The organism is Haloprofundus halophilus, assembly GCF_003439925.1.
Taxonomy (GTDB): Archaea; Halobacteriota; Halobacteria; order Halobacteriales; family Haloferacaceae; genus Haloprofundus; species Haloprofundus halophilus.
The window spans coordinates 65,787-91,394 of sequence record NZ_QQRR01000002.1 but is presented as its reverse complement, the minus strand read 5'-3'; the positions used below and the strand labels follow the sequence as shown (position 1 = coordinate 91,394).

26 protein-coding genes are annotated in these 25,608 nt (G+C 68.3%); 10 read left to right on the top strand and 16 right to left on the bottom strand.

The features are described from left to right. Nucleotides 1-17: 17 nt before the first annotated feature. The 3 genes from DV709_RS10060 to DV709_RS10050 all read right to left on the bottom strand — a co-directional run bounded on the left by DV709_RS10060 (nucleotide 18) and on the right by DV709_RS10050 (nucleotide 3,828). A complete protein-coding gene (locus DV709_RS10060) occupies nucleotides 18-662 on the bottom strand; it encodes a cyclase family protein (RefSeq protein ID WP_117594322.1) in 645 nt (214 codons plus the stop codon). Between the two features lie 107 nt (nucleotides 663-769). After that, complete coding sequence (locus DV709_RS10055) at nucleotides 770-2,794, bottom strand: AMP-dependent synthetase/ligase (protein ID WP_117594321.1); 2,025 nt, start codon at nucleotides 2,792-2,794, stop codon at nucleotides 770-772. Nucleotides 2,795-2,910: 116 nt separating this feature from the next. After that, on the bottom strand, nucleotides 2,911-3,828 hold the full coding sequence (locus DV709_RS10050; RefSeq protein ID WP_117594320.1) for an MBL fold metallo-hydrolase: 918 nt from the start codon (nucleotides 3,826-3,828) through the stop codon (nucleotides 2,911-2,913). A gap of 138 nt (nucleotides 3,829-3,966) precedes the next feature. Here DV709_RS10050 and serS point away from each other — a divergent pair, with 138 nt between their 5' ends. Continuing rightward, nucleotides 3,967-5,349 (top strand): serine--tRNA ligase, encoded by a 1,383-nt coding sequence (gene serS, locus DV709_RS10045; RefSeq protein ID WP_117594319.1) that lies wholly within the window; start codon nucleotides 3,967-3,969, stop codon nucleotides 5,347-5,349. Nucleotides 5,350-5,428: 79 nt separating this feature from the next. Beyond that, the gene (locus DV709_RS10040; RefSeq protein ID WP_117594318.1) at nucleotides 5,429-5,791 is read left to right on the top strand and encodes an SHOCT domain-containing protein; all 363 of its coding nucleotides are present in this window, start codon (nucleotides 5,429-5,431) and stop codon (nucleotides 5,789-5,791) included. Nucleotides 5,792-5,815: 24 nt separating this feature from the next. Here the strand turns inward: DV709_RS10040 and DV709_RS10035 are convergent, their stop codons facing one another. Beyond that, nucleotides 5,816-6,154, bottom strand: coding sequence for a nuclear transport factor 2 family protein (locus tag DV709_RS10035; RefSeq protein WP_117594317.1), 339 nt, complete (start codon nucleotides 6,152-6,154; stop codon nucleotides 5,816-5,818). 230 nt (nucleotides 6,155-6,384) lie between these two features. On the opposite strand from DV709_RS10035, the gene DV709_RS10030 reads away from it, so the two are divergent. Next, a complete protein-coding gene (locus DV709_RS10030; RefSeq protein ID WP_117594316.1) occupies nucleotides 6,385-6,888 on the top strand; it encodes a DUF367 family protein in 504 nt (167 codons plus the stop codon). Between the two features lie 126 nt (nucleotides 6,889-7,014). Here DV709_RS10030 and DV709_RS10025 read toward each other — a convergent pair whose 3' ends face one another. Further along, nucleotides 7,015-7,419 carry a DUF5518 domain-containing protein gene (locus DV709_RS10025; protein ID WP_117594315.1) on the bottom strand — a complete coding sequence of 135 codons (405 nt, stop codon included), beginning with the start codon at nucleotides 7,417-7,419 and terminating at the stop codon, nucleotides 7,015-7,017. An 87-nt stretch (nucleotides 7,420-7,506) separates the two neighbouring features. Further along, on the bottom strand, nucleotides 7,507-7,869 hold the full coding sequence (locus DV709_RS10020) for a DUF5518 domain-containing protein (protein WP_117594314.1): 363 nt from the start codon (nucleotides 7,867-7,869) through the stop codon (nucleotides 7,507-7,509). Between the two features lie 139 nt (nucleotides 7,870-8,008). Between DV709_RS10020 and DV709_RS10015 the strand changes: the two genes are divergently transcribed. Next, entirely contained in the window at nucleotides 8,009-9,025 is a 1,017-nt protein-coding gene (locus DV709_RS10015) for an NOG1 family protein (protein ID WP_117594313.1), read from the top strand. A 302-nt stretch (nucleotides 9,026-9,327) separates the two neighbouring features. On the opposite strand, the gene DV709_RS18050 is transcribed toward DV709_RS10015, so the two are convergent. From DV709_RS18050 to DV709_RS10000, 4 genes are all read right to left on the bottom strand, one after another. Then, the gene (locus DV709_RS18050) at nucleotides 9,328-9,489 is read right to left on the bottom strand and encodes a hypothetical protein (protein WP_198665695.1); all 162 of its coding nucleotides are present in this window, start codon (nucleotides 9,487-9,489) and stop codon (nucleotides 9,328-9,330) included. A gap of 291 nt (nucleotides 9,490-9,780) precedes the next feature. Then, on the bottom strand, nucleotides 9,781-10,494 hold the full coding sequence (locus DV709_RS10010) for an SIMPL domain-containing protein (protein ID WP_117594312.1): 714 nt from the start codon (nucleotides 10,492-10,494) through the stop codon (nucleotides 9,781-9,783). 35 nt (nucleotides 10,495-10,529) lie between these two features. Beyond that, nucleotides 10,530-11,945, bottom strand: a complete 1,416-nt coding sequence (locus DV709_RS10005) for a TIGR00341 family protein (protein ID WP_198665694.1) — start codon at nucleotides 11,943-11,945, stop codon at nucleotides 10,530-10,532. A gap of 64 nt (nucleotides 11,946-12,009) precedes the next feature. Continuing rightward, nucleotides 12,010-12,720, bottom strand: coding sequence for a 5-formyltetrahydrofolate cyclo-ligase (locus tag DV709_RS10000; protein WP_117594311.1), 711 nt, complete (start codon nucleotides 12,718-12,720; stop codon nucleotides 12,010-12,012). A gap of 223 nt (nucleotides 12,721-12,943) precedes the next feature. Here DV709_RS10000 and engB point away from each other — a divergent pair, with 223 nt between their 5' ends. Then, nucleotides 12,944-13,570 (top strand): GTP-binding protein EngB, encoded by a 627-nt coding sequence (gene engB / locus DV709_RS09995; RefSeq protein ID WP_117594310.1) that lies wholly within the window; start codon nucleotides 12,944-12,946, stop codon nucleotides 13,568-13,570. Nucleotides 13,571-13,706: 136 nt separating this feature from the next. Beyond that, a complete protein-coding gene (locus DV709_RS09990; protein ID WP_117594309.1) occupies nucleotides 13,707-13,934 on the top strand; it encodes a hypothetical protein in 228 nt (75 codons plus the stop codon). 35 nt (nucleotides 13,935-13,969) lie between these two features. On the opposite strand, the gene ddh is transcribed toward DV709_RS09990, so the two are convergent. Both ddh and DV709_RS09980 read right to left on the bottom strand, forming a co-directional pair. Next, nucleotides 13,970-14,896, bottom strand: coding sequence for a D-2-hydroxyacid dehydrogenase (ddh, locus tag DV709_RS09985; protein WP_117594308.1), 927 nt, complete (start codon nucleotides 14,894-14,896; stop codon nucleotides 13,970-13,972). Between the two features lie 257 nt (nucleotides 14,897-15,153). Beyond that, nucleotides 15,154-16,461 carry an NUDIX domain-containing protein gene (locus tag DV709_RS09980; protein WP_117594307.1) on the bottom strand — a complete coding sequence of 436 codons (1,308 nt, stop codon included), beginning with the start codon at nucleotides 16,459-16,461 and terminating at the stop codon, nucleotides 15,154-15,156. A 59-nt stretch (nucleotides 16,462-16,520) separates the two neighbouring features. Between DV709_RS09980 and DV709_RS09975 the strand changes: the two genes are divergently transcribed. Next, nucleotides 16,521-17,045 carry a metallophosphoesterase family protein gene (locus tag DV709_RS09975; protein WP_117594306.1) on the top strand — a complete coding sequence of 175 codons (525 nt, stop codon included), beginning with the start codon at nucleotides 16,521-16,523 and terminating at the stop codon, nucleotides 17,043-17,045. 43 nt (nucleotides 17,046-17,088) lie between these two features. After that, nucleotides 17,089-17,847 carry a coenzyme F420-0:L-glutamate ligase gene (locus tag DV709_RS09970; protein ID WP_117594305.1) on the top strand — a complete coding sequence of 253 codons (759 nt, stop codon included), beginning with the start codon at nucleotides 17,089-17,091 and terminating at the stop codon, nucleotides 17,845-17,847. A gap of 38 nt (nucleotides 17,848-17,885) precedes the next feature. Here DV709_RS09970 and DV709_RS09965 read toward each other — a convergent pair whose 3' ends face one another. After that, nucleotides 17,886-19,040 (bottom strand): pyridoxal phosphate-dependent aminotransferase, encoded by a 1,155-nt coding sequence (locus tag DV709_RS09965; RefSeq protein ID WP_117594304.1) that lies wholly within the window; start codon nucleotides 19,038-19,040, stop codon nucleotides 17,886-17,888. 238 nt (nucleotides 19,041-19,278) lie between these two features. On the opposite strand from DV709_RS09965, the gene DV709_RS09960 reads away from it, so the two are divergent. Further along, nucleotides 19,279-20,262: a 5,10-methylenetetrahydromethanopterin reductase gene (locus DV709_RS09960; protein ID WP_117594303.1), complete on the top strand. Its 984-nt coding sequence runs from the start codon at nucleotides 19,279-19,281 to the stop codon at nucleotides 20,260-20,262. Here DV709_RS09960 and DV709_RS09955 read toward each other — a convergent pair. Then, entirely contained in the window at nucleotides 20,219-20,473 is a 255-nt protein-coding gene (locus tag DV709_RS09955; protein WP_117594302.1) for a hypothetical protein, read from the bottom strand. The genes DV709_RS09960 and DV709_RS09955 overlap by 44 nt on opposite strands. Nucleotides 20,474-20,694: 221 nt before the next feature. Here DV709_RS09955 and DV709_RS09950 point away from each other — a divergent pair, with 221 nt between their 5' ends. Beyond that, on the top strand, nucleotides 20,695-20,976 hold the full coding sequence (locus DV709_RS09950; RefSeq protein ID WP_117594301.1) for a DUF7573 domain-containing protein: 282 nt from the start codon (nucleotides 20,695-20,697) through the stop codon (nucleotides 20,974-20,976). A gap of 34 nt (nucleotides 20,977-21,010) precedes the next feature. Here the strand turns inward: DV709_RS09950 and mutL are convergent, their stop codons facing one another. Both mutL and mutS read right to left on the bottom strand, forming a co-directional pair. Next, nucleotides 21,011-22,663, bottom strand: coding sequence for a DNA mismatch repair endonuclease MutL (gene mutL / locus DV709_RS09945; protein ID WP_117594300.1), 1,653 nt, complete (start codon nucleotides 22,661-22,663; stop codon nucleotides 21,011-21,013). Nucleotides 22,664-22,668: 5 nt separating this feature from the next. Next, nucleotides 22,669-25,428 carry a DNA mismatch repair protein MutS gene (mutS, locus tag DV709_RS09940; protein ID WP_117594299.1) on the bottom strand — a complete coding sequence of 920 codons (2,760 nt, stop codon included), beginning with the start codon at nucleotides 25,426-25,428 and terminating at the stop codon, nucleotides 22,669-22,671. Nucleotides 25,429-25,608: the final 180 nt, after the last annotated feature.

Below are 25,608 nucleotides of genomic sequence, written 5' to 3'. Positions count from 1 at the left end.
ATAAACGTTCGTGAACGTTACTCGGTGACGACGGGTGCGCGTTCTTCGGCCACGACGCGCACTGGCGAGCCGTCGACGCCGACGAACGACGGCGGGTACGCGTGAAGACGGAATCGGGTAGGGAGGTCGGCGTCAGCGAGGCGCAGGTTCTCGAATATTAGCCGGTTCGCGCCCGAGAGCGCCCGGTGCGCCGTGAGGTCGGTGCTCCCGAACGGGTCGGGGCTGGCGCAGTCGAGCGCCACGTCGTAGCCGCGGTCGGCACACCACGCCGCCGCCTCCGGCGACAGCGACGGGTGGTCGTGGTACTCGCCTGTCCCCCAGTGGACGTCCCACCCCGTGCGGAGGACGAGCGCCTCGCCGTCGGGAGCAGGGTCGGCGGCTTCGAGCGCCGCGGGCGACACCGTCGCCCCCGCGTCGAGCGGTCGGAGGTCGACGAGTTCCGCGTCGAGTCGGAAGCGCGAGACCGGAAACGCCGAGAGCGGGTCGCCGTCTTCGAGGACGTGCGACGGCGCGTCGACGTGAGTGCCGGCGTGGCTACCGACCCCGATGTCGGTGACGCGATAGCCGTCCGCGGCGTGGCTCGCGTGCGGACGCAGTCGGACCGACGGGTCGCCGGGGTAGACGGGCGTGTCGGGCGAGAGCTGGTGCGAGAGGTCTTGCACGGGCGTCGGTAGGGAGGCGGCGCTCAAGAATCGTCTCGTCGCAGGCCGAAACCGCGTCCCGGGTGGGCGGTCGACCTAGTGCGGTCGGTGTCGGCGGGTTGCCCGACTCAGTTCGCCGCGGGGGCGTCGTACAGCAGGTCGACCTGGTCGGCGTATCGGTCGAGGATGTTTCGGCGCTTCTTCTTCATCGTCGGCGTCATCAGGTCGTTGTTCTCCGTGAACTCCTCGGGGACGAGACGGAACTGCTTTATCTGCTCGTAGGACTCGAACTGTTCGTTCGCTTCCTCGATTTCGGCCTCGATTCGCTCGTACACGCGGTCGTCGCGGCAGATGGCTTTCGGACCGTCCGGGAGGTCGATACCCTCGCGCTCGGCCCACTCGCGGACGCCGTCGAAGTTGGGGACGACGAGCGCGCTGACGAACTTGCGGCCGTCGCCGAGCACCATGCACTGCTCGACGAGCGCGCTGGACGCGAACGCGTCCTCGATGGGACCGGGGGCGACGTTCTTCCCCGTCGAGAGGACGAGAATCTGCTTTGCGCGCTCGCGGAAGGCGATGTAGCCGTCCGGTCGAATCTCGACGACGTCGCCGGTGCGGAACCACCTTCCGGAAGCACTCTGTGCTTCCGACTCCCCGTTCGCGTCGCTCACGGGGGCCTCTTCGTCGAAGGCGTCTTCGGTCTCTTCGGGGCGGTTCCAGTAGCCCTGCGTGACGTTCGGGCCTTTGACGAGCAGTTCGCCCACGTCGCCGGCCGCCGACTCCTGCGTCTCTTTGCCGACGACGCTGTCGTCGACGCGGATCTCCACGTCCTGTACCGGCGGACCGATAGTGCCGATCTGCGGATTCTCGGGCGGGTTGACGGCGACGACCGGCGACGTCTCGGTCAGCCCGTAGCCTTCGAGGATGGGCAGGCCCATCCCGTGGTACAGCGCGCAGAGGTCCGCCGAGAGGCTGCCACCGCCGCTGATGAAGAAGTCGATGCGACCGCCGAGCGCCTCCCGCACTTGGTCGAAGACGAGTCTGTCGGCGACGCGGTGCTTCGCCGTGAGCAGCGTGCCGGGACTCTCGGTCGTGTGGTACTCGCGACCGACGCCGGTCGCCCACTCGAAGATGCGCTCTTTGACCGGCGATTCCGATGCCTGCGTCCGAATCGCGTCGTACAGTTTCTCGTAGACGCGGGGGACGCTCGTGCCGACGGTCGGCTGAACGAGTTGGAAGTCCTCGCGGAGCGTGTCGGGGCTCTCGGCGTACGCCACCGTAGCGCCCGCCGCGAACATCAGGAAGTGACCGGCGAGGCGCTCGAACACGTGCGCCAGCGGCAGAAACGAGAGCGTCGTCGACTGCGTGTCGATGACCGGGAGGTCGCCTTTGTCGCGCCGCGGCCCGAACCGTCGGTAGCACTGGTTGACGTTCGAGCGGAAGTTCCGGTGGGTGAGTTGGACGCCCTTCGGTTGGCCGGTCGTCCCGGAGGTGTAGATGAGACTCGCCAGGTCCTCGGGGTCGCGGGCGTCGAGCCACGACTGGTACTCGGCCTCGTCGAAGACGGCCGCGCCGCGGTCGTGGAGGTCGCCGAGCGTCAGGATGTCGTCGCGGTCGCGGAGCGCCCCGCCCATCCCGCTGCCGTCGGCGAGGTCGTCGACGACGACGATGAACTCCAGGTCGAGGTCGTCTTCGACCGCGAGCACCTTCCGCAGCAGGTCGGCGTTCTCGACGACGACGGCCGAGGCGTCGGGGTCGCCGAGCAGGTACTTCACCTGTCGCTCCGACGACGAGGTGTAGACGGTGGTGACGACGCCGCCAGCGGCGAGAACCGCGAAGTCGGTCTGTGCCCACTCCATCCGCGTGTGCGAGAGGATACCGACTCGGTCGCCGGTTTCGAGGCCGAGGCCACGGAAGCCCGCCGCGAGGTTGCGGACGATATTGCGCATCTCCGCGTAGGTGACGGTGCCGTACTCGTCGGCCGCCGCCGCCGGAACCACGTCGGGCGCGAGCGAGCGGTCGTAGATGCCGCCTTTGTACCGCTGGGCGATGCGGTTGGCGTTGCGTTCGGCGCTCTCCTCGAACATCACGGGGAGCGTCGTTCGACCGAGGACCTCGCTGTCGTACGCCGCTTCCGCGTCCCGCCAGTTCATACCACGCAGATACGGTATCCCACATTTAAAAGAATGTACGTTTGCGAACACCACAACGCGGCGTGCGTTGTATAGGATTGAATCGACCCGAGGGAGAGAACGAACCGTCGGCGGCGTTACTCGCGCTGCTGGTCGCGGTAGTCGAGGTAGCCTAACACGCCGCGGACGTTCAACCGTTCCTCGGCGGTCGCCTTCCGCTCGCCCCACGTCCCCGCCATATCGGTGTGTTCGGCGAAGTGGTCGATGACCGCCTCGTCGTCGTCGAGCGCCTCGCGTTGGCGGCGGACCGCTTCGACCCACTCGACGAGCACGCGTTTGTACTCGCCCATCAGCTCCTCGCTGAACTCACAGGGGCCGAAGTGACCGAAACAGAGCGTCTCGGGGTCGCGCTCGACGATGGTGTTGACATCTTCGAGGCACTGTTCGAGGTCGAACTGCGACGGCGGCGACGTCTGCCGAATCTCGTTCTCGCTCGGGACCCAGATACCGGCGGCGTCGCCGGTGTAGAGCGCGTCCGTCTCGCGGTCGTGGAACATCACCTGGTGGGGCGCGTGTCCCGGCGCGTGAATCACGTCGAGCGTCCGGTCGCCGAGGTCTATCTCGTCTCCGCCCTCGACGCCGTCGATGCGCTCTTCGGGGACGGGTTTCGGGTCGACGTAGAACTCCCACTGGTCCCCGACGGCGGCTTTCGTCCCCTCGACGAGACGCGAGGGGTCGACGAGGTGGCGGACGCCGATGTCGTGACAGAGGACCGATGCGTTCGGGCACGCTTCGACGAGAAAGCCCGCGCCGCCCGCGTGGTCGAGGTGGACGTGCGTCGGGAGGACGTACGCCACCGCCTCGGGGTCGATTCCGACTTCGTCCATCGCGTCGAGGATGTACTCGTAGTGGGTGCCGATGCCCGTGTCGACCACCGCCGGTCGGTCCGCGTCGACGAGGTAGACCGACCCGTACGACTCGGTGTCGTACATGCCGGTGTCGACGTAGTAGGTGTCCTCGATGCCGGGAACTGGAGCGACGTCGCCGATTGCCATGTACCGTTGGCGTCCGCGGCGGAGAAAAGCGTTCGGACGGCGGTGACCGGAACCAGAGGCGGCGACGCGACGGCGACGATGAGACGGCGGCACACGGATGCGACACGGTTTTGCCGGGGCCGACTGAATCTCGAACAAATGCTCAGCAGACAGTACCTCCGGGAACACGCCGAGGAGGTCCGGGCCGCCCTCGACCAGCGGGGGATGGACGACGTGGACCTCGACCGGATTCTGACCGTCGACGAGGAGTGGCGTTCGCTGAAGAGCGAGGGCGACGACCTGCGGCACGAGCGCAACCAGGTGTCGAGCGAGATCGGCCAACTGAAAGCCGACGGGAAGGACGACGAGGCCGACGCGGCCATCGCTCGCTCACAGGAACTGAAGGAGAAGCTTCAGGACGTCGAGCAGCGCGCCGACGAACTCGAAGCCGAGTTGCAGGAGTCGCTTCTCGAACTCCCGAACGTCCCTCACGAGGACGTACCCGTCGGCGACGACGAGGACGACAACGTCGAGGACCGCCGCTGGGGGTTCGACGACCTGCGTGACCTTCCCGACGAGGTGACGCCGCACTTCGAACTCGGCGAGGAACTCGACATCATCGACGAGCAGCGCGCCGCGAAGACGACGGGGTCGGGGTTCTATTTCCTCAAGGGCGAAGGAGCGATGCTCGAACACGCGCTCATCCAGTTCTTCCTCGACGTCCACCGCGAGCAGGGATACGTCGACCTGTTCCCGCCGATTCCGGTCAAGAGCGCGTCGATGGTCGGCACGGGACAGTTACCGAAGTTCGCCGAGGACGCCTACCGCATCGGCGGCGGCGAGACCGAAGCGTACGAGGACGACGACCTGTGGCTCTGTCCCACGGCCGAAGTGCCGGTGACGAACATGTACGCCGACGAGATTCTGCTGAGGGACGACCTCCCCCTCAAACACCAGGCGTACACGCCGAACTTCCGACGCGAGGCGGGCGAACACGGGACCGAGACGCGGGGCATCGTCCGCGTCCACCAGTTCAACAAGGTCGAACTCGTCAACTTCGTCGAACCCGAGGAGAGCTACGACCGTCTCGAGGCCTTAGTCGAAGAGGCGGAGGAAGTGCTGAAGCGCCTGGGCCTGCCGTACCGCGTGTTGACGCTCTGCACCGGCGACCTCACCTTCGCGTCGGCGAAGACGTACGACATCGAGGTGTGGGCACCGGGCACCGAGAGCGACGACGGGCCCGACCGCGGCGGTCGGTGGCTCGAAGTGTCGTCGGCGTCGAACTTCGAGGAGTTCCAGGCGCGCCGCGCCGGTCTCCGGTACCGCCCCGAGCGCCACGAGTCGGCGGAGTACCTCCACACGCTCAACGCCTCGGGAACGGCCGTCGGTCGAGTCATGGTCGCGCTGCTGGAGTACTACCAGAACGACGACGGCACCGTGACGGTGCCCGAGGCGCTCCGGCCGTACATGGGCGGCCGCGAGGTCATCGAGGGCCACGAACCGGTCGGCGAGAGCGCCGTCGGTGCCGGCAAGAAGGACTGAGTTCGGGACTTTCTCGACTGATTCCCTCTCGCTGGGAATCGGCGACACTCTGTTTCTCGTTCGACGCCTACCCTCTCTCATGGGCCAGACAGTTACGAGAGTCGCTCGAATCGGTCTCGTCGGGTTAGCGATACTGGTCGCACTGCCGCTGCTGACGATGGCGTTGGTCGGCGGGCCGCCGATGGGATGGTGGGCGGGCGGCCACATGGCCGGCGACGCGTGGGGCGGTGGCTCGGGGGCGCTCGTCGTGATGGCCCTCTGGATGCTCGTGCCGCTTCTCGCCGTGCTGGGCGGTGGCTACCTGTTCCTCCGCGCGCTCGGCGGTGGCGGTGAACGCGGTGACGACCGTGCACTCGAAGAACTTCGGGTCGCCTACGCCCGCGGCGAACTGACCGACGAGGAGTACGAATCACGCCGACAGCGCCTCGAACGGGAGACGTAGCGACTCCCGCTGACTCCCGCTGAGTTAGTCGTCTCTCGCGAACGTCCGGAGTTCGGCGACGACGTCACCTTCGAACCGATGGACGTCGACGAACTCGAACAGGCGCTCGCCGTCGACGCCGAGCAGACGGCCGCGAACGACGAGCTCCGAGCCGTCGCCGTTCTCGTACACCTCGTCGAGTTCGTGACTCGTGCGCTTGTTCGGTCGCTCGTCGCGCATGAACGAGACGAACGTCTCGCGGCCGTCGAGCGTCCTGTCGGGACGGTCGTGGACGAACGTCGGCGCGAGGTGGTCAGACAGCGCCGGGTAGTCGTGTTCGTCGAGCGCCGAGTAGTACGCGCGGACGACGGCGACGTGGTCCATGTGTCCTCACTCCGTGGTGGTGCCGTATGATGGTTTTGGCGAACAGACGAGCGAATCGATGAGCCATCGGAGTCGCACGTCGGATGCTCGCGCTCCCGCCTCGTTCGACGCGCGTCGGCTCGTCAGGTCACGAGGCGAGGTGGCCCCGTCATCGCGGATAAACGCTCGCAGTGACGCGTCGTCCGGCCGGCGAACGAGGCGTTTTTCTGCTACGGTCGTCCATCCCCGGTGTGGAGCTTCACGTCCGGTACGAGGGTGACGACGACCCGACAAAATGTACGGCGAGGAAACTCGCCCGATTCGACCTCACGGAGTTACATCGTACCGACCGGGCAGCGCCCCGCGGCGTCATCCTCAACCCCCACGCCGACCAGGCGCTGTCGCCCGCGGACGCGCCACGGGCCGAGGAGCGGGGACTCGTCGCGCTCGACTGCTCGTGGGAGTCCGCCGAACGCGCGATGTTCACGCTCGGCGGCATCCACCGCGCACTGCCGTTTCTCGTCGCCGGCAACCCCGTGAACTTCGGCCGACCGATGGAACTCACGACGGTGGAGGCGCTGGCGGCGGCGCTCTGTATCTTCGGTCACGACGACTACGCCGAGGAGATTCTCTCGAAGTTCACGTGGGGCCACACCTTTCTGGAACTGAACGAGGAGCCGCTGCGGCGCTACGCTTCGTGTGCGGACTCGACCGAAGTCGTCGAAGTGCAGGCCGAGTATCTCGACCGGGAGTAAGTGGTCACCGGACGCGGAAGTGAGTAGTCACCGGACGCGGGAGTGTAGTCACTGGACGTGGGAGTGTAGTCACCGGACGCGGGAGCGTCAGCAACGTCGAAAATGTGGAAAATCGGTTTGGGTTCGTCAGCGACCGGTCGGTTGGGTCCGGTCGACGGGCGACGAACGCTTCAGCATGGCACCAATCGCACCGCCGACCGCGCCGGGGATGGCGTAGAGGCCGAGGAACAGGAGAGCGACGAGCGCAAACGTGAGGCCGACGAAGCCGAGGAGTACCGTCCCCAGAACCGCCAGCACCGCGTACACCAGTATCGCGCCGATAGTCGTGGCGACGATACCGTTGACGGCACCGTTGCCCATTCCGTGGCCCGCGACGTACCCGGCGGCGAGTCCGCCGACGATACCCGTCACACCCCATCCGACGACGGGGAGCGTGAGGTCGGTCAGCGGGATCGCGTTGCCGCCGAGTAGTCCGAGTGCGAGCGTGACGACGAATCCGATGGCGATTGCGCGCCAGTTCAACTCTGCCATAGCAACGGAGAGAACGCGACGCAGGATATTGAACTCGTCTGACGAACTCTCGGACACTCCCGGAAACCGGCGAGACGCGGCGTCGACTCAGCTCTTCGCCCACGCGCCGACCGCACCCGCGAGCGCGCTGTCTACGGCGAACAGGAGGGTGATCACCGCGCCGACGACGAGGATGCCGCCGCCGGCGACGAGACCGCCGAGCGGGCCGCCGGCGAAGCCGAGAAGGCCGCCGAGCAGCGCGACGAAGAGGGTGAGAACGATACCCGAGATCGACCCCGCGACGAGGCCGTGCCACGCGCCGCGGCCGAGACTCCCGCCCGCGAGGTAGCCCGCGGCGAACCCGCCGATGAGACCCGCGCCGATCTGTCCGACTATCGGTACCGAGAGGCCAACGGCTCCGACGACGAGGAGGACGACGAAGCCGACGCCGACCGCGCGCCAATCTGTCATGGGCGAACGTAGGGCGTCACGGGGCAAAAGCGTCGTGCCTGGGCCGGATTTGGGCCCCGGAGAGAACCGAGCGTGAAACGTTGGCGCACGGGCCACACAAACGGACGCCCTTTAGTACGCCCGTCGTCAAAGGATGACCATGATTTTCGAGAATCTTCCGACGACGCCCCGGTCGGAGGAGCTCATCGACAAAGCGTTCTCGCGGGCGGCGCGGGCGGGGCGAGCCAAGTCGGGCCTCGAAGCCCAGGAGTCGATGCTGCAGACGGCGGCGAACATCCTCTCGGACAACGTCCAGAACGTCGTGACGGCGTGGCCGGACTTCGAGACGGTCGACCCGTTCTACTACGAACTCGCGGACGCCGTGCTCCGCCGACAGGGAACGTTCGCGTCCGAGGCCGACGACATCGAGGGCGACGGCGGCGTCGACACGCTCCGGCAGAGCCTCGCGAACCTCACGTGGGCCGGGCGTCAAATCAAAGAGCTCCACCGCGAGTACGTCTCGAAGCTCCGCCGCAGCAACATCGACACGGCGCGAAAACACCGCAAACAGGCGTTCGCGCGGATGGCCGACATAATCGAGCAGATCGAAGACGACCTGCTGCGCGTCAGCGAGGCGCGCGACGCGCTGAAGAATCTCCCCGACGTGCGCCCGGACGAACCGGCCATCGTCGTCGCCGGCTACCCGAACGTCGGCAAGTCGTCGTTCGTCAACACGGTGACCCGCGCGAGCAACGAAATCGCCTCCTACCCGTTCACGACGAAAGGCGTCCAACTCGGTCACTTCGAGCGCAACCGCATCCGCTACCAGATTATCGACACGCCCGGCCTCCTGGACCGACCCGAAGCCGAGCGCAACGACATCGAGCGGCAGGCGGTCAGCGCACTCGAACACCTCGCCGACGCCGTGCTGTTCGTCGTCGACGCCAGCGGCGACTGCGGCTACCCGCTCGACGCGCAGTTGGAGCTCCGCGACGAACTGCAGCGACGGTTCGACGCGCCCGTCCTCACCGTCTGTAACAAGAGCGACCGCTCGACGGACGTCGACGCCGACGCCTACATGAGCGTCACCGAAGGGGAGGGCGTCGACGACGTGCTCGACATGGCCGTCGACGCCGTCGGCTTCGAACCTGACATCCCGCCGTCGCGGCGCGAGTAAGCCGAAGCCGAGGGCTCCCTCGAAGTGTTCGGTAGGTTTCCGAAATAAAGTGACTGGATAGCGCCCGAACGGCTGTCCGCTACCGGTAGACGGTCATCCAGGCGTGGGCGTGCCGGGCCCCATCGGCGTTTCGTCGTCCTCCTTGTCACCGCGGTTGAGGATTGCATCTCGAACCCGGTCAAACGCGGACTTGTCCGTGCGAGTGATGGGTGAGTGCATACTGCATGCCGTGTTGGTTATTAGCACACTTAGGCCTGGCGGGAGCAGGTGCTACGGCACTACCGATTCGGGCGGCCTTCGGACTAGTTTCGTCGCTCCGCCAGTTCTCGATGTTTGCCACGCTGGTACAGCCAAAAGAGCACCAGAACCGTCACCGGGAAGAACACGATTGCGACGAGTGCGGCCGGTGGAAACAACACGAAGAGGGCGAACGTCCGCCACGAAACGAGCGTGTCGTGGGGCATACAGTCGACTACGAGTCTCCGGATGTAATTTTTCTGGGTTCCACAGAGTCGGGTGAAAAGAGGGCCGAAACGTCGAGGTGCATATCGGTAAGATGGAGGGGAGTGGCGTCAGCGGACACCCGAGAGGCGAACGGCGGATGGAAGGCGCGTCAGCGGGGCGAACCGCGGAGGGAGGCGGCGTCAGCGGGGAACCGGGAAACGAACCGCGGAGGGAGGTGGCGTCAGCGGGAGGCGAACGGCGGAGGGAGGTGGCGTCAGCGGACGACCAATCGGACCACTCTACTTCGTCGCTCAGTTGGCCGCGTACGTCGCTTGCACCGTCACGGTGACGGAGACCGGTCCGGGGCGAACGCTCGTCCCGGCCGCTCCGGCGTCGCTGGCCATCTCGTAGCGGGGCGAGTACGGGTCGCTCGCGCTAGTCGTCGAGAGGGTTCTGACTTCACCGAGTTCGAGGTCGGCGGCCGAAGCGAGACTCGACGCCTCGCCCTCGGCGTCGGCGACGGCGGCGTCGATGGCTTCTTCGCGGAGTTCGGCGCGCTTCTCGTCGCTCAGCGTGAACTGGACGCCGTCGACGCGGGAGGCGCCGTTGTCGACGGCGACGTCGATGAGTTCGCCGGCGTGGTCGGGCGTCGCCTCCACGCGGTAGGCGTGGCGGGCGGTGTAGCCGACGACCCGGCGCTCCTCGCCGCTGTGGTCGTAGTCGGGCTGGACGGCGTAGTACTGGGTGGTGATATCGTCCTCGGCGACGCCGGCGTCGACGAGCGCCGCGACGAGCGTGTCGGAGCGGTTAGCAACGGTGTCGCGGGCCTCGGCGGCGCTGTCGGCGCGCGCTTCGACCGTGACCGAGAGCACCGCGACATCCGGGTCGGCGCTGGCTTCGCCCGACCCGGAGACGGAGAGCTGCTGACCGTCTGCGGCGGACGGAGACGAGGTCTGTAACGGTGCGAGACACCCGGCCGTCAACAGCGCGACGGCCAACACGACTGCGGGTAATCTGAGGCGCATACCGTCAGATGGTCACCTGAAACTATCAAGGCGCGCTAAGCACAAAGAGCCGTTTTACATACCGCTGCGCGCGTCCGCGAGGGAACCGCCGACCGGGCTGCTGCTCCCTCCGACTGCGACACGGACCCGGTTCGGTCCGTCGACCGGTCGATTTCGACGTATCTGACGACGACCGTGGTTCGTTCGGAACTGGCGATACCGAACGGTGCGTTCGTGTTCGCGCGGATGCGCTCGACGATGGCGTCGGCCACCGGCGGCGGGTCCATACCGACCGGGTGGCCGACCGTGACGGTGACCTGCCGCGGTTGACGGAACGGAATCTCGTCGTCGTACTGGACTTCGAGGTTGAGACGCGTCAGGTCCTCGTGTTCGGACAGCACCGCGTCGACGGACGTTCGGGCGGTCTCCTCGAAGCTACTCGTCCGGAAACTGGCGTACGTGACGCCCCCGAGAAACGACGAGAGCACGAGGATGGCGACGCCGAGCACCAGGATGCGTCGAAACGTCGCGTCTTCGGCGCTCGGGCGCTGAAAGAGGTCGACGGGGCGGTACCCCATGTACCAGAGCACCCCGAGAGCGGTGAAGTTTATCGAGATGAAGTTGACCAACACGAGGACGAACGACCCGAGAACGGTCGCCGGACTCCCCCACGCGATACCGATGCCGACGACGGCGATGGGCGGGACGAGCGCCGCGGCGATCATCACGCCGACGAGCGCCGCCGAGACCCCGGAAGAGATGCTCAGCGCGCCCGCGACGCCCGCCGCGAGCGCCACCGCCAGCGAGAGCACGTCGGGCGCGAGACGGAGGCGCACCTGCTGAACCTGAAACACCTCCTGGACGCCGAAGGGAGCGATGCCGGTCAGACGGAGAATCAACGCGAACACGGCGGCGCTGACGATGGCGAGGGCACCGCCCGCGATCTGCTGTTTGGCCCCTCTCAGGAACAGGTCGCGGTCGTCGACGACGCTGCCGACGCTCGTCGCCATCGCGGGGCCGACGAGCGGCGCGATAACCATCGACCCGACGATAACCGCGGCGTCGTTGAGCAGCAGGCCGGCCGTGGCGACGACGGCGCTGATCACCGTCATCGTCACGAACACCGGCATCTCCGGAGCGAGTTGCTCGGCCGAGGCGACGAGCTCCTCGCGGGCGATTCTGTCGCCGTTATCCTCCTCCTCGGCGTACTTCTCTCGCAGACCGTCGAAGCGCCGCGAGATAACCGTCTCCGCGTCGAGAACGACGGTGTACGCGTCGCGCTCGATTCCCGTCTCTCGGAGTTTCTCGAGCACCGGTTCGACCGCGTTCGTCGGCAACGGAATCGAGACGATGGCGATGTACTCGCGGCCGCTGGTCTCGTCTGAGAGCGCGTAGTCGATGCCCTCGTCGTCGAGGAGGTTCAAAATCGCCTCCCGCTTGCCCGCCGGAACCATCACCTGAACGAGTCGCACACCCGATACTCACAGCGAGAGGGGAAATATCCTGAGGAGTGGGCCGTCCGAGGAGGGGGCGGGCTCAGTTCGGTTCCAGACGCTGTAGTACCGGTATCTCGGCGAGCTTCTCCGCGCCGAGCGCGTTCCAGTCGACGCCGCCGGGCCGGTCGTACCGCGTCTCGGTCCGAACCGTCCGCTCGGGTGTCACCACGAGGTCGAGCGGAACGTCGTGGGCGTCGGGCGTCACCTCGGCGTCGTCGACGACTTGCAGTTCGTGGACCGTCGTCGCCACTGTCGTCTCGTCGTCGACGCAGTCGAGTTCCCGAAGCACCGCGAACTCGAGGTCGCTGTACCCCTCTCCCTTGCCGATTCGCGCACCCGTCTCGGTGACGGCGACGCTGCCGGCGACGATGAAGTCGACGTGCGGCATCTCGTCGGGGCCGACGGGGACGCCGTGCTTCGCCGACCCGGAGATCGTCGTCGCGGCGTCGATGTCGGCTATCTCCGCGGGGTCGAGTTTCAGAAACGGTTTCCCGTCGCGGAGTCGGGGGACGGCCACGTAGACCGTCTTGCCGTCGCGGAGCGCTCGGCGTCGAACGGGCAGCTGCGGCGCGTCGGGATTCGCCTTCACTGTCTCCGCCGCTCGCCACTCGTCGGTGTCGGCGAGTCCGTCGGCGGCCGCTTTCGCTCCGGCGAAGTTCGTGATTCGGCCCTCCGGCGGGTACGGAAAGCGGTTGACGCCCTCGGTTTCGAGGGTGGTCCAGACGCGTTCGCGGAGGTCCTGTTTCTCCATCGCGAGGGGGTTGTCGCCGACGCCACGAAAAGACCACCGGGTCCGCGCCCGACTCGGACGACCCCGAGTCGGACAGACCCGAATGACCCCGAGTCGGGCGGCCTCGGACGGGCCCGGAGCGACGCCCCCCGGCGAGAACGGCGTCCGACGGCGCGGACGGGAGTCGACGACGACAAGCGGCGCGTCCCGCGGCGTTTATCCGGCCGAGCGAACTATCGAGCGTATGTTCGAGAACCGACCGAACCGCGACGCCGAGGTGGTGTTCGTCGGCCGGTCGAACGTCGGGAAGTCGACGCTGATGCGCGAGTTGACCGGCCACTCCGGGTTCAGCACCGGAAAGAAGCCTGGCGTCACCCGCGAGCCGAACCACTTCGACTGGGCCGCCGAGAGCTTCATGTTCACCGACCTCCCGGGCTTCGGTTTCATGTCCGGCGTCGAGGAGGGCCGTCGCGAGCGGATCAAAACCGATATCGTCCGCTACATCGAGGACAACGCCGACTCGATTCTCGCCGCGGTGCTCGTCGTCGACGGCAAGAGCGTCGTCGACATCATCGACCGCCACACGAACGACGACGAGATTCCTCACGACGTGGAGATGTTCTACTTCCTCGACGAACTCGACGTCCCCGTCGTCGTCGCCGTCAACAAGATGGACAAAGTCGACGACAGGGACGAACGGCTGAACGAACTCTGCGACCGCCTCGGCCTGTTTCCGCCGTGGGAGCAGTGGGAAGGCGAGGTCGTCGCCCCCATCAGCGCCAAACGCGGCAGCATCGAACCGCTCAAGGAGGCGCTCCGATTCCACTTTCACGAGGCCAAGCGAGACGACTTACTGAAGTTCGTGAAGTAGCGGCGCGGTCCCGTTCGCGGGTCGGCTCTCGACTGCCGCGCTGTATAGACCACGGCCGAACTGTCTCTATATAGTCAAGAACACCCATACACGATTTATGGTCCCTCGTGCTGTTCTCACTGCGCCGGTGACATCCATGGCTACGAAACAGACAGAGACGGTGCTCTCACAGCACCTCACGACCGAACAGTACACGAAAGTCACCGATATCGCCGCGGAGGAGGGTTGCTCCGTCGACGACCTCCTCGCCGACATCGTCGACGAGTACGTCACGGAGTACGAGGCTGACGACCGCGAGACCAGCGGGACGGAACGGCCGCTTCACCCGCAGACGCGGGTCGGCCGCCACTCCAGCTACTTCTGACGCCGCGTCGTCTCCGTCGCCGAGTGTCGGACCGCTCAGACGACCCGGTTGACCATCTCCTCGCCGTCCCGAACCCGCTCGACGTTCTCCCGAAGGAGACCGGCGATATCGCGGTGGTAGTCGCGCGTCATCGCGCCGACGTGCGGCGTCAGCAAGACCTGCTCGAACTCCCAGAGCGGCGAGTCCTCGGGGAGCGGTTCCTCGGCGAACACGTCGAGCCCTGCGCCCGCAATCTCGCCCTCGCGGAGCGCCGCGACCAGCGCGTCCTCGTCGACGACGGGACCGCGAGCGACGTTGACGAGGTAGGCGTCCTCGCGCATCGCCTCGAACTCGGCCGCGTCGACGAGCCCTTCCGTCTCCTCGGTCAGCGGCGTCGCCACCGCGACGAACCGCGCGTCGGCGATAGCCTCGTGCAGGCGGTCGGGGGTGTACACCGTCTCGACGCCGTCGACGGGGTCGCCCGACCGGCGGACGCCGACGACGTCCATCCCGAGGCCGTTCGCCCGCTCGACGATGCCGCGGCCGAGCGTCCCGAGGCCGACGACGCAGATTCGCTCGCCGTCGACGGTGAACGGTCGCTCGTACGGCAGGCGCGTCCACTCCCGTTCGTTCTGCGCGTCGCGGTAGACGTACAGCCCGCGCGCGAACGAGAGCATCATCCCGGCCACCGTCTCGCCGATGGTGGTCCCGTGGATACCGGTGCTGTTGGTCAGTGCGACGCCGGCTTCCTCGTAGGCCGGAACGTCGAACTCGTCGTAACCCGCGCGGATGCAGTGGACCCAGTCGGCGTCCAGAAAGCCCGTCCCGGGCCCGAAGGCGACGACCGCGTCGCCGGGGCCGAACTCGGTGCCGTCTTCGACCTGCTCGACCGGGACGTCGAGGTCCGACAGCGCGTCCGCGAGCGCCGCGCCGGGAAGCGCCTCCTCGACCGACTCGTGAACCGCGATGCGAGTGAGATTCATACGGGGTACGTCACGGAGGACGCTCCTGAACGTTTCGAGGCCGGTCGAATCCGCCGGAGTCGTCGCTGGCGGTCGTGAGGAAGGGCGACTCGGAGTGAGGGTGTCGTCACAAGGGGCTCGGAGGGGGTAACCCTCGTCACTGTCGCCCACCGGGAGTACGAGAGACGGGGTTTTGACCGTCACGGTCCGCCGTCGGGGCGCGGTCGACGGAGGCCGAACCGCTACTCGCCCCACTCCTGCCACTCGCTCCACTCCCGTCACTCGCTCCACTCCCGCCACTCGCGTCGGTCCTCGGCCAACCGCGCCACCTCCTCGGCGTCGAGAACGCCCGACTCGGTGACGACTCCCGAGACGAACGCCGCGGGCGTCCGGTCGAACAGCGGGTTCTCGACCGATAGCGGCGCCTCCCCGTCGTACAGTTCCGACTCGGGCCGCGACTCCGGCGAGAACTCGTCGTCTGCGCTCACTTTGTCCGCGGCGGCGACGACGTAGAGAGGGACTCCCTCGCGCTCGGCGACGAGCGCCAGCATCCTCGTCCCCGCTTTGTTTGCGACGCTCCCGTCCGGAAAGACCGCGTCCGCGCCGACCAACGCGGCCGAAACGTCGCTCCCGGCGGCGACGTGCGCGAGCGCCGCGTCCGTCGTGAGCGTCACGTCCAGCCCCGCCTCGGCGAACGATTCGGCGGCGTCGATGCCCTCGCCCCCCGGCCGAGACTCGGCGACGAGCACGGGCCGTTCGGTCGCCGAGAGCGCGACTGTCGCCGTCCCGGAGCGCGAGAGCGTCGCTATCGCGCCCTCGTCGAGCGTCGAGAGGAGTTCGGTCGCCCGCGCCGCCGCCTCCTCGTCCGCGTCGAGCGCCGCTCGAATCACCGCCTCCGCCGCGTCGCGGACGCCCGCCGGCGTTTGGCCGCGCTCCACCGCCTCGAACATCGTCCGGTTGATTCGGTTGGCGACGACGGCCATCCCCGGCCGAGCGTCGCGGAGTTCGCGGGCGACGGCGGCGACGCGGGCCCAGCCGTCCTCACCGTCGTCGCCGTGTTCACGGCCTCCCCCGCCGCTTCCGCGTTCGAGGCCGCGCGCGACGTCCGCCGCCTCGTCGCGCAGCGCTTCGAGCGCGCGAACCGAGACGTACGCTGCGCCGTGGATGTCGTCCTCTCGCACGCTATCGACGGTCGGTGCGACGCGTCGATACGTCTCCCAGAGCTTCGGAACGGTCGGTCGGTCGAGCATCGACTGCGGGGGGAGCCACTCCCAGCCGGCGAGTTCCTCGTTGGGCGACACCCCGCGCGAGTCGGAGTCGAACAGAAACGGGTGGACGGTCCACTCGCGGTCGTTTGCTTCGTCCGTGACGTCGAGCGGGTCGCCCGCGCGGACGAGCGTCGCACCGTCGATGCCCGTCTCCTCGCGTATCTCGCGGCGAGCGTCCGCGGAGGCGTCCTCGGGCGAACCCTCGACGTAGCCCGAGACGCCGCCCCACAGCCCCGCGTAGGTGCCGACGGCGTCGCTTCGTCGAACCAGCAGGACGTCCGCGCCGTCGCGGAGAAAGACCGTTACGACGTGAGTCATACGCGACGTTAGTCGACCGGCACAACGACTTTTGTGGTCGACGTGGCCGTCTATTCCGTATGCAGGTTGCTATACTCGGCGACACGCACATTCCGTCGAGTGCGGACGACCTCCCCGAGTGGGTTCGGACTCGGCTGGCCGACGCCGATTACACGCTCCACACCGGGGAGTTCGACTCGGTCGAGGCGTACGAGACAGTGCTGGCGCTCACCGACGGCATGCTGACGGCGGTGGCCGGCGACGCCGACCCGTCGGAGTTGGACCTTCAACCGGTCGAAGCCGTCGAGTTGGAGGGCGTCACGTTCGTCGTGACCCGCGACCGGGCGCGCCTCGCCGACGCCGTGCGAGAGCGTCTCGACGGCGCTCCCGTCGGCGACGACTCCGAAGGTGGCCTCGACGTGGTCGGTGTCCTCGGCGACGACCACGACCCGACAGACGAGCGCGTCGACGGCGTTCGAGTGCTTCGTCCGGGCAGCGCGACCGGCGCGCCGCCGACCGCCCAACCGACGATGTTCGTCGCGCAGGTCGAAGACGGCGAGTACGAGACGGCGCTGCGACCGTACGAGGAGTTGCAGTTCGATTGACCGGCAGCGCGGCGCTTTTCACGCCGCTCCGCAACCTCGGAGTATGGAACTGCTCGCCGTCCCCGACCTCCCGGAGATTCGGCCGGGAGACGACCTCGCGGCGCTGATTCGCGAGCGTATCGAACTGGAACCGGACGACGTCGTCTGCGTCGCCAGCACGGTGGTCTCGAAGAGCGAGGGCCGCCTCGCGGAGCTCTCGGAGTTCCCGGCGGGGCCGCGCGCCAGAGAGATCGCCGCACGCCTCGAAGCGATTTCCGGCGACGAGAAAGACCCGCGATTCGCACAGGCCGTCCTGGAGGAGAGCACCGAGATTATCATGGAGGCCCCGTTTCTCCTCACCGAGTCGCGGTTCGGCCACGTCGGCGTCAACGCCGGCATCGACCGCTCGAACGTGGCGGACGCGGACCTCCTCCTCCTGCCGAAACGACCCTCCGAGAGCGCCGAGCGCATCCGCGAGGAACTCCCCGCCGACCGCGTCGTCGTCACCGACACCTGCGGGCGACCGTTCCGCCACGGCCAGCGCGGCGTCGCCATCGGCTGGGCCGGGATGCCCGCCGCCCGCGACTGGCGCGGCGAGTCCGACCGCGACGGCCGCGAACTCGGCGTGACGGTCCAGAACGTCGTCGACGAACTCGCGGCGGCGGCGAACCTCGTCGCCGGCGAGGGCGACGGCGGCACGCCCGTCGTCGTCGTCCGCGGCTTCGAGTTCGGCGACCACGAGGAATCGGACGCGCACTTCCGCGAGGTCGACGGCGACTTCGTTCGGCAGGCGCTCAGAGAGTGGACGTTCGAGTCGAACTGAAGGGGTTCGGCGAGCGACGCGACGCGCGGCGAAGCGACTCAGCGCTCGTCGAGCGCGCGTTCGATGCGGTCGAAGCCGAGTTCGAGTCGGTCGAGGCTGTTGGCGAAACTGAGCCGAAGCTTCCCCGCGCCGGCGTCGCCGAAGCCGTCGCCGGGCGCGAGCACGACGCCGTACTCCGTGAGAAGTTCCTTCGCCACGTCGAGACTCGACCCCTCCACGTCGATGTCGAGGAAGGCGTAGAACGCCCCCTGCGGTTTCGGACAGCTGAGACCCTCGATGCCGTCGACGCGATCGACGACGTAGTCGCGGCGCTCGCGGAACGCCTCGTACATCGCCTCGACCGGTTCCTGTGGGCCCGTCAGCGCCGCGAGCGCGGCGTACTGGGCGACGCTCGACGCGCACGAGGTGGTGCTCTCGTGAATCTTGGTCACCTCGTCGATGATTTCGCCGGGGCCGCAGAGCCAGCCGACGCGCCACCCCGTCATCGCGTACGTCTTCGAGCAGGAGTTGACGGTCAGCACGTGGTCGGGATGGCCGGTGAGCGCCGCGATGCCCGTCGGGTCGCGGTCGTAGGCGAGTCCCAGATACACCTCGTCGGCGATGACGTAGGCGTCGTACTCGGCGGCCGCGGCGACAACCTCTCGAATCGCGCTTTCGTCGTACATCCGCCCCGTCGGGTTCGAGGGCGAACAGAGGACGACCGCGGCGGTGTTCTCGTTCAGCGCGTCGGTGACGCGCGCGACGTCGAGCGAGTAGCCCTCGTCTGCGGGCATCGGCACCTCGACGGGGACGCCGTCGGCGAGTTTCGCCTGCGCCCAGTAGTTCGGCCAGCTGGGCGAGGGGATGAGCAGTTCCTCGCCGGGGCCCACAGTCGAAAGCACGGCGAGCAGCAGCGCCTCCATCCCGCCGTTGGTGACGACGACCTCGTCGGCGGCGACCTCCACGTCGAAGCGGTCGGCCATCGTCCCGGAGATGGCCTCGCGGACTTCGGGGAGGCCGGCGTTCGAGGTGTAGTGCGTCTCTCCCGCGCGGGCGGCCTCGGCGGCGGCGTCGACGACGTGTTCGGGCGTGTCGAAGTCCGGTTCGCCGACTTCGAGGCGGACGAGGTCGCGGTCGGTCGCCTCCGCGAGGTCGAACATCACGCGGATGCTGGAGCGGTCGACCGCCCGGACGCGTTCGGTGGGTGTTGCCATGGTCGTGGTGGCGACCAGCGCCGCAAAAACGTTCGCGTGGCGGCGTTTCGCGCGCGACGGTGGGCGACGACGTGACGCGAACGCAGGCGGCCGGAACCGGCGAAGTGCGCGCAGACAGAGGCAGGTCGTGACGGGACGCCGGTCTTTTTATTTGCGCACACCCTCGGCGCACACGAATGACGACACCCCGCAAGCGCCGCCACTCCCGCCGCCGACCGACGAGACGAGGTGAGCGGTGATGCTCGGCATCGAACTGACGCCCGAACATCCGGTCTCGGAACTCGTCGAACTCGGCGTCGCCGCCGAGGAGACCGGTTTCGACTCGGTGTTCGTCTCGGCGCACTACAACAACCGCGACGCGTTCGCCGTCCTCTCGCAGTTGGCCGCCGCGACCGACTCGGTTCGACTCGGCCCGGGCGTCGCCAACCCCTTCGAGACGCACCCCGTCACGCTCGCCTCGAAGGTGGCGACGCTCGCGGAAGCCAGCGACGGCCGCGCGACGTTCGGCATCGGGCCGGGCGATCCCTCGACGTTGCGAAATCTGGGCCTCGAAGACGAGCGGGGCCTCCGGCCCGTGCTAGAGGCGTTCAAAGTCGCACAGAAGCTCTGGAACGGCGAGCGCGTCGACCACGAGGGGACGTTCGAGGCGCACGACGCCGGGTTGAACTACGACCCGCCAGGCGAGATTCCCGTGTACGTCGGCGGCGAGGGGCCGCACATGTGCCGGATGGCCGCCAAGCACGCCGACGGCCTCCTGTTCAACGGCTCCCACCCCGACGACCTCGCGTGGGCGCGCGAACAGGTCGAACAGGGACTCGCGGACCGACCCGACGAGCGCGGCGAGTTCGACCTCGCGGCCTACGCCTCGGTCAGCGTCGCCAAGGGCAGAGAGTCGGCGCGCGAGGCCGCCCGGCCGCCGGTCGCGTTCATCGCCGCGGGGGCGGCCCCGCCGGTGCTGGAGCGACACGGTATCGACCGCGAGCGGGCCGGCGAAATCGGCGAGAAGATAAGCGCGGGCGAGTTTTCAGCAGCCTTCGACCTCGTCACGCCCGCGATGGTCGACGCGTTCTGCATGGCCGGGACGGTCGGCGAGGTGACGACGCGGATGGAGAAGGTGCTTCGGCACGCCGACGGCGTGGTCGTCGGGTCGCCGCTCGGTCCGGACCTCGAATCCGCGATCAGTCTCGCCGGACGCGCGTACGACCGGGCGACGAGACGTTGACGCCGAACTCGCGGACGACCGCGCCGGCGGCGAGGTAGAGTAGCACGAGCGACGCGCCGACGACCATCGCGCCGCCGGCGGCCATCGAAACCGCGCGGAAAACGGTGGAGACGACGTCGCCGCCGGACAGCAGCACGTCGGTGACGAACAGGCCGACGAGTTGGAACGCGCTCACGACGAGTTGTGTGAGGAAGTCGAGTATCGTAACCATGCACGGGCGTTGGAACCGCCGGTATATGGGTGTTGGTGGTTAGCGTCCGTCGTCGCGCCGTTCACGGCGATGGCCGTGTTCGGCGTCCTCGTCCGGTCGCACTCGGCGTCCCGTCTGGCCGCACTCGGCATCCTCGTCCGGTCGCTCGTCTCCGACACCGAGCGCACCGCGTGAACCGTTCAACGGAACCGCTTAAGCGTCGCCGACGACGACGAACGAGCATGGGAGAGGACCGCTCGCTGGACGAGTTCCTCGGCAAGTCGGGGGCGGACAGCGTCGGCGACGGGGAGTCGCCGGAGGAAGACACCGAGCGGAGCGAACCGAGCGACGGCGACATCAAGTCACCGAGCGACGGCGACGCCGAGGACGCGAAACCGGCGATCCCCACGTTCCGATGGTCGTCGACGGGCGCGGCCTGCGACGCCTGCGGCGAGACGGTCCAGCGGCGCTGGCGCGACGAGGAGACCGACGGGTTCGTCTGTATCGACTGCAAGCCGTGGTAGCGCGGTAGCGAGACGAAGCGAGGGCAGCGCCCGACTACGCCAATCGAGACTGCCCGCGCTGGAAACCGCGAACGAGCGCCTCCTCCTCGATGGAGAGCACCGTCGGGCGGCCGTGCGGGCAGGCGTACGGCTGGTCGCACTCGCCGAGTCGCCGGAGGAGCGCCGTCGCGTCCTCGCCGGAGAGCGTGTCGCCCGCCTTCAGCGACGGGTGACAGGCGAGGTCCTTCAGCAACTCGTCGCGCAGTTCCTCGGGTTTCGCACCCGCCCGGAGGGTGTCGAGCGTGTCGCGGAGCGCGTCGGCGTCGAGCACGCGCCCGAGCGGCGCGGGGACGGCGGTGAGTCGGAACGCCGACCCGCCGAAGGGGTCGAGGTCGAAGCCGAGTCTCGACAGCGTCTCGCGGTGGGCCTCCACCGCGGCGGCCTCCGGCGGCGACAGCGAGAGCGTCTGGGCGGGGTCGACGTCGACCGACGCCACCTCCTCGCCGTCGAGCGCCGCTCGGAGACGCTCGTAGTTGACGCGCTCGTGGGCGGCGTGCTGGTCGACGACGAGCAGGTCGTCGTCGGCCTCGCAGAGCAGGTACAGTTCGCGGAACTGCCCGATGACGCTCACGTCGTCGAAGTCGGAGTCGTGGGAGACGGAGGCGAGAGACGAGTCGAGGTTCATCGCGACGGCGGCGCTCCGGCGGAGGTCGGCGGTCGTGAGCGCGTCGTTTACCGCCGTCTCGACGGCGTCGGCGACGGCCGACTCGTCGCGGAAGGCGACCCGTTCCTTGGCGGGGTGGACGTTCGCGTCGACCAGTTCCGGGGGAAGCGAGACGGCGACGACGGCGACGGGGAAGCGACCGTTCGAGAGCAGGTTGCCGTAGCCGCGGACCGCCGCCCTGCGGACCACCTCGTCGCGCAGCGCTCGGCCGTTGACGGCGGTGTGGACGTGGCTGTGCTGCGCGCGGGTGATGGAGGGGTAGACGAGCAGCCCCTCGACTTCGAGCGAGTACTCGTCTCCGTCGAACTCGACTGTCGTCCGGTGGTCGAACTCGGTGCTCTGTCCGGCCACGTCGCGGCCGTACGCCCCGAGGACGGCGTCGGTGTAGCCCGTTCCAGTCGTCTTGAACGTCTCGCGGCCGTCGTGGGTGAGCGAGAATCTGACGCGGGGGTTCGCCAGGGCGTACCGGGTCACCACGTCGCTGATGCGGCCGAACTCCGTTCGCGCGGCGGCGAGGCTCTTCCGACGCGCCGGGCGGTTGTGAAAGAGGTCCCGGACTTCGACGGTCGTCCCGACGGCGCGTCCCGCCGGGTCGACGCGCTTCTCGCCGTCTTCGACGACGACGCGGGTCCCCCGCGGGCCGCCGTCGTTCGTCGTCACGTCGAGCGTCGCCACCGATGCCATGCTCGGCAGCGCCTCGCCGCGGAATCCGAGCGTGTCGACGGCGTCGACGTCGTCGGGACCGTCGAGTTTGCTCGTCGTGTGGCGTTCGACGGCGAGGGCGGCGTCGTCCTCGCCCATCCCCGCGCCGTCGTCGGCGACGCGGATGCGTTCGGTGCCGTCGCCGTCGACGGTCACGTCGACGCGGGTCGCGCCCGCGTCGAGGCTGTTCTCCACCAGTTCGGTGACGACGCTGGCCGGGCGCGTCACTACCTCGCCGGCGGCGATCTTCGCTATCGTTTCGCTGTCTAATCGTGAGATCATCGAATCTACTCGTCGAGGGTGCGTTGGAGGTCGTTCAGCAGGGTCAACGCCTCCAGCGGCGTCGTCGTCGCCACGTCGACGTCGCGGAGGGTTTCGGCCACCTCGCGGAGGCGGTCGTCGGTGCCGTCTGTCGATTGTCGCTCCGCGAGCATGGGGGTTTCGTCGGTCCCGTCAGCGGACTGTCCGTTCGTCGAGAACGACGCGAGCGACGTGTTCTCGGCCCGAGTCGGGCGCGACTCGGGGCGGGTCTGGGTCGCCGAGTCGGTGCTGTCGCCACCGCCGTCGCCGGTCTGCGAGTCGTCGACGAGTCGTTCGGAGCGCTCGACGACCGAACTCGGCACGCCGGCCATCCGCGCGACCTCGACGCCGTACGACGACGACGACGCGCCCTCGGCGACGCGGTGCAGGAACGTCACCTCCGCTCCGGTTTCGTCTCCGTCGGGGTCGTTGTCGTTTCCGCGTTCGACGGTGAAGTGGAGGTTCTGAACGCCCGACAGCTCCTCGGCGACGCCCGTGAGTTCGTGGTAGTGCGTGGCGAACAGCGTCGTCGCCCCCACCTCGTCGTGGAGGAACTCGGTCGTCGCCCGCGCGATGGCGAGGCCGTCGGTCGTGCTCGTGCCGCGGCCGACCTCGTCGAGGAGGACGAGCGAGTTCTCCGTGGCGTGGTGCAGAATCGTCGTCAGTTCGCTCATCTCGCGCATGAACGTCGACTGGCCGCCCGCGATGTCGTCGGACGCGCCGACGCGGGTGAACACGCGGTCGACGACCGGCAGGCGAGCGGAGTCGGCGGGCACGAAACTCCCCAGTTGCGCGAGGACGACGACGAGCGCGACCTGCCGCATGTAGGTGGATTTGCCGCTCATGTTCGGCCCGGTGACGAGCGCGATTCGCTCGTCGGTGAGGTCCGTGGGGTTGGGGACGAACGACTCCTGCTGGCGCTCGACGACCGGGTGTCTGCCGCCTTCGATGCGGATTCCCTCGGCACCGAGTTCCGGGCGGACGTAGTCGTTCTCGACGGCGACCGAGGCGAGCGTGGTCAGCACGTCGATAGTCGCCAGCGCGTCGGCGACCGACTGGATGCGCTCGCTCTCTTCGCCGACGTCGCGACGAACGTCTCTGAACAGTTCGTATTCGAGGGCGTCGGCGCGCTCTGACGCGCCGAAAATCTCGTCCTCGCGGCGCTTCAGTTCGGGCGTGTAGAAGCGCTCGGAGTTCTTGAGGGTCTGCCGCCGCGTGTAGTCGTCGGGCACCCGGTCGAGGTTCGGGTTCGTCACCTCGATGTAGTAGCCGTGGACCTGGTTGTGGCCGACCGACAGCGAGTCGATGCCGGTTCGCTCTCGCTCCCGCTCTTCGAGGTCGGCGACCCACTGCCGGCCCTCGCGCTCGGTCGCGCGCAACTCGTCGAGTTCGTCGTCGAATCCTTCCCTGATGACGCCGCCCTCGGTAATCTCCATCGGCGGGTCCGACGCGATGGCCCTGCCCACCAGGTCGCGCACGTCTTCGAGTTCGTCGAGCGAGTCGCGGAGCGAACGGAGGCGGTCGCTCTCGGCGTCTTCGAGCGCCGCCTTCACGTCGGGCACCACGTCGAGCGTCGCCTTCAGCGAGCGGAGGTCGCGCGCGTTCGCCCGGCCGCGGGAGACGCGGGCGACGAGTCGCTCCACGTCGTACACGTCCCGCAGGTGGTCGTGGAGGTCCTCGCGGACGAAGGAGCGAGACGCGAGCTCGTCCACGGCATCGAGGCGCGCGACGATGCGCTCGCGGTCGACGAGGGGGCGGCGGAGCCACTGCCGGAGGCGACGACGACCGAGCGCGCAGGCGGTGTCGTCGAGGGTGTCGAACAGCGTCGGTCCCGCCGATGGTCCCTGCGACTCGAACAGTTCGAGGCTCCGCAGCGCCGTCGCGTCGAGGCGGAGGCCGTCGCGGGGGTTGTAGCGCCGGATGCGCGAGACGTACTCCAGCGTCTCGTCGCCCTGCGTGTACTCGGCGTAGGCGAGCAGCGCGCCGACCGCGCGCAGTTCGGCGTCGTTGCCGACGACCGCCTCGGGCCGAGGAACGTACTTTGCGAGCGTCTCGCCGGCGGCGTCGCGCTCGAACGCGTCGGGGTCGAACTCGGTGCGCATCGCGTCGCCGTCGAGGTCTGCGGGGTCGACGGCGGCGTCGGGGCCGACGACCACCTCCGCGGGGGCGACTCGCTGAAGCTCTTCGAGCGCGCGTTCGGGCGTGTCGGCGCTCGTGACGAGGCACTCGCCCGTAGAGACGTCGACGGCGGCGACGGCGTGGTGTGCGGGGTCGCTGTCGTCGGTGGCGCGGCCGGCGTCGTCTCGTTCCTCGCTGGCGACGCAGGCGACGTAGTTCGTCGACCCCGGCGCGAGCAGTTCGTCGTCGACGACGGTGCCGGGGGTGACGATCTGCGTCACCGCGCGGTCGACGAGGCCGGAGGCCTCAGAGGCGTCTTCGACCTGGTCGGCGACGGCGACGCGGTAGCCCGCGTCCAAGAGCGTCTCGACGTAGGAGGCGGCGTTGTCGATGGGGATGCCCGTCATCGGGTAGGTGCCCGTCGAGTCCTCCCGCTGGGTGAGCGTCAGTTCGAGCACGCGGGCGGTCTCCTCGGCCGCCTCGCAGAACGTCTCGTAGAAGTCGCCGACCTGAAAGAGGACCAGGAACTCGTCGTACGCCGCGCAGAGGTCGTAGTACTGGCTCAGCATCGGCGTCAGGTCCTCGCGGTTCGCCCGCATCTTCGCCGGAGGTCCCGTGACCGCGGTCATACCGAGAGAGGGGAGCGCGGGCGGTAAAAGCCACACGACAACGGGCCGCGGCGTCGCGGCGCCACACGCGTACGCCCGGCAAAGTTACGTGGATTCGACCGTTATAGAACAGCGAGAGACGTGTGCGCCTCAGCCTCACGGCCAGTTAACCCGGACCGACGCGACGCCCGAGCAGTGCCG